We start from the raw sequence: 2391 nt of genomic DNA, 5'->3' as shown, positions 1-2391 counted from the left end.
TAGAAAAGCCCAGACTTATGCTATCCTTTTTTCATAATGTCTAGGGCTTTGATTCTATTTATTCTTTGCACTTTTCCTGGGGCTTTGTTGCCCAAGGCAGGTATTGATCCAAGGTTTCGGTATCTTTGAAGTTTGCTGTATTCGGCAGCTTTTCAAAAAGGTATTTCAGATACCGTTCGGGGTCCAAGCCGTTAGCTTTGGCTGTTTCAATCAGGCTGTAGACGATGGCACTGGCTTTGGCTCCTTTGGCGCTGTTACTGAAAAGCCAGTTTTTCCGCCCAACGGTGAAAGGTCGGATGCTGTTTTCCGCGGTGTTGTTGGAAATGTCACAGTGTCCGTCTTTGAGGTAACAGGTCAGCCCGTCACGGTTCGACAGGAGATAATTCATGGCCGTTGTCAGCGGCGATTTGGGCAGCAGTTTGTCGACATTGTTTTCTGCCCACGCGAAGAGCGCCTTCAGGATAGGCTTTTCTTCCCCGAGGCGTCGTTCATACCGTTCTTCCGGTGAGAGCGATTTATATTCTTTTTCTTTGTCGAATAACTGGCTGATTTGGTCGATACCCGCTTTGACTAAGGTGTTTTCGAGTCCATCCGTTTCTTTAGCATAAGCCGGAGCGGCATCGACGAACTTCCGTCGGGCATGGGCCCAGCATAGGCAATGCCCCGCTGTCTTGATGGAACGGTAGCCGACATAGTCGTCCGTCAGCAGGTAGCCAGAGAAACCTTCCAGGAAAGTTTCTGCACAATGGGCACTGCGCGTCGGCGCATATTCAAACAAACGGATTTTCCGCGTGGGATTCAAAGCCGTGCTGGCATAGACCCACATATATGACTTGCTCGTATTTTTACGGCCTTTTTCGTTATGCACCTGGATAGGTGTTTCATCAGCATGGAGACAGCGCTCTTCCAGGAGCATCTCATGCATCCGTCCATAGACCGGGGCCAACCATTCTTTGGAAGCGATGATGATCCAGTTAGCCAGATTAGCCCGGGAAAAGGCCAGGCCGATGCGTTTCCATTCGCTTTCCTGGCGGTACAGTGGCAGGGCATAGCCATATTTCTGCATCATGACATGGGCGACCACCGATGGTGAGGCGATAGAATGGGGGATGACCGGCTGAGGCATGGCTGCTTTCAGGATGGTAGGCTGTCCCTGCTTGCGGCAGGTACGGCATTCATAACTTTTACGATAGAAATCCTTCACTTCCACGCGGGCTGCGATGTAGACGACTTCCGAACGAATGAATTCTTCGCCTACCGGCGAAAGTGTGCTGCCACATTCCGGGCAGACCGTCGTTTCCGGTTCGACGACAATTTTCTGATGAGGCAGTTTGGCCAGTAATTCTTCACGATGGCCGACCTTTTTCTTGCGTTTGTGCGGCTTGACCGAAATTTCCGGTTCCGGAGCGCTGGGTTTCGCTTCTGTTTCGGCTTCATTGAACAGGCTCATCTGTTCTTCCGGGTACACGACTTTCTTGGTTTCTGACTTGCGGCCGAACTGGGCCTTGCGCAGCCATTCGACCTGCTTGCGCAGCTGTTTGTTCTCTGCTTCCAGAGACGCTTTCTGCGCGGTCAGTTCATTGATTTTCCCCTGCATTTCCTGTTCACGGATATCTGTCATACGGCACCTCAATCTTACGGATTTGTGATAAATCTATTATACCATAAAACAGCCGAAAACCCTAGCGTTTATGCAGTGTTTCGGCTATTTTACAAAACCGTTTTCGGCGTAATCTTTTGCACGGCCCGAGGCTGTTCAACAGACAGCCCCTCCATGAGCCAGCGGTACTGCTGTGGTGTGAGTTCCCGGACTTCATCAGGTGTCCTTGGCCACTGCAGCCTTCCTTTTTCCAAGCGTTTGTAGAGGAGCAGGAAACCATCACCCTGCCAGAGCAGGGCCTTGAACCGGTCCCGGCGACGGCCGCAAAACAGGAAAAGAGAAAGCTGAAACGGATCCATCTGGAACTGCTGGGCGATGATGGCACTGAGCCCGTCAATGGACTTGCGCATGTCCGTATAGCCACAGGCGATGAAGACATGCTCTGCTGAAATATGCAAATCCATCAAGCATTCACCTTCTGCAGTAGCTGCAGCGTCTTTTGCAGCAGTCTTTCAGAAGTATGCTCCGTCACTTCCAGGGAAAACGCACCACACTGCACGATAAGGGAATCCTGAACGGGAATCGCCGCCGAAAGAGGGACTAGTGTGGGGACTTCTTCCTTTTTAGTTTCCGGCGCCTGTGCCGGTGCGAAACGAATACGGAGTTTATGTTGCCAGTAGTAATACTGCTTGATAGGGATATCCTGCTGCGCACAGAATTCCTTCACCGTTAAGCCACTCTGCTGGCGCTGCGCGATGATCTGCATCCAGTGTTTCATTCTTATTTCGTGT

General features: G+C 51.2%; 3 protein-coding genes. All 3 read right to left on the bottom strand.

Annotated elements, in window-relative coordinates; genetic code table 11:
* Positions 1-58: 58 nt before the first annotated feature.
* Positions 59-1621, bottom strand: coding sequence for an IS66 family transposase (tnpC, locus tag NM10_RS12700; RefSeq protein ID WP_020311938.1), 1563 nt, complete (start codon positions 1619-1621; stop codon positions 59-61).
* Positions 1622-1710: 89 nt separating this feature from the next.
* Entirely contained in the window at positions 1711-2064 is a 354-nt protein-coding gene (tnpB, locus tag NM10_RS12695; protein ID WP_020311937.1) for an IS66 family insertion sequence element accessory protein TnpB, read from the bottom strand.
* On the bottom strand, positions 2064-2391 hold a 328-nt coding region (gene tnpA / locus NM10_RS13115; RefSeq protein WP_020311936.1), incomplete at its 5' end, for an IS66 family insertion sequence element accessory protein TnpA. The genes tnpA and tnpB, both read right to left, overlap by 1 nt.

This window comes from Megasphaera sp. NM10 (genome assembly GCF_000417505.1).
Classification (GTDB): domain Bacteria; phylum Bacillota; class Negativicutes; order Veillonellales; family Megasphaeraceae; genus Megasphaera; species Megasphaera intestinihominis.
The sequence above is the reverse complement of the archived record's forward strand: the minus strand, read 5'-3'. Positions and strand labels throughout refer to the sequence as shown.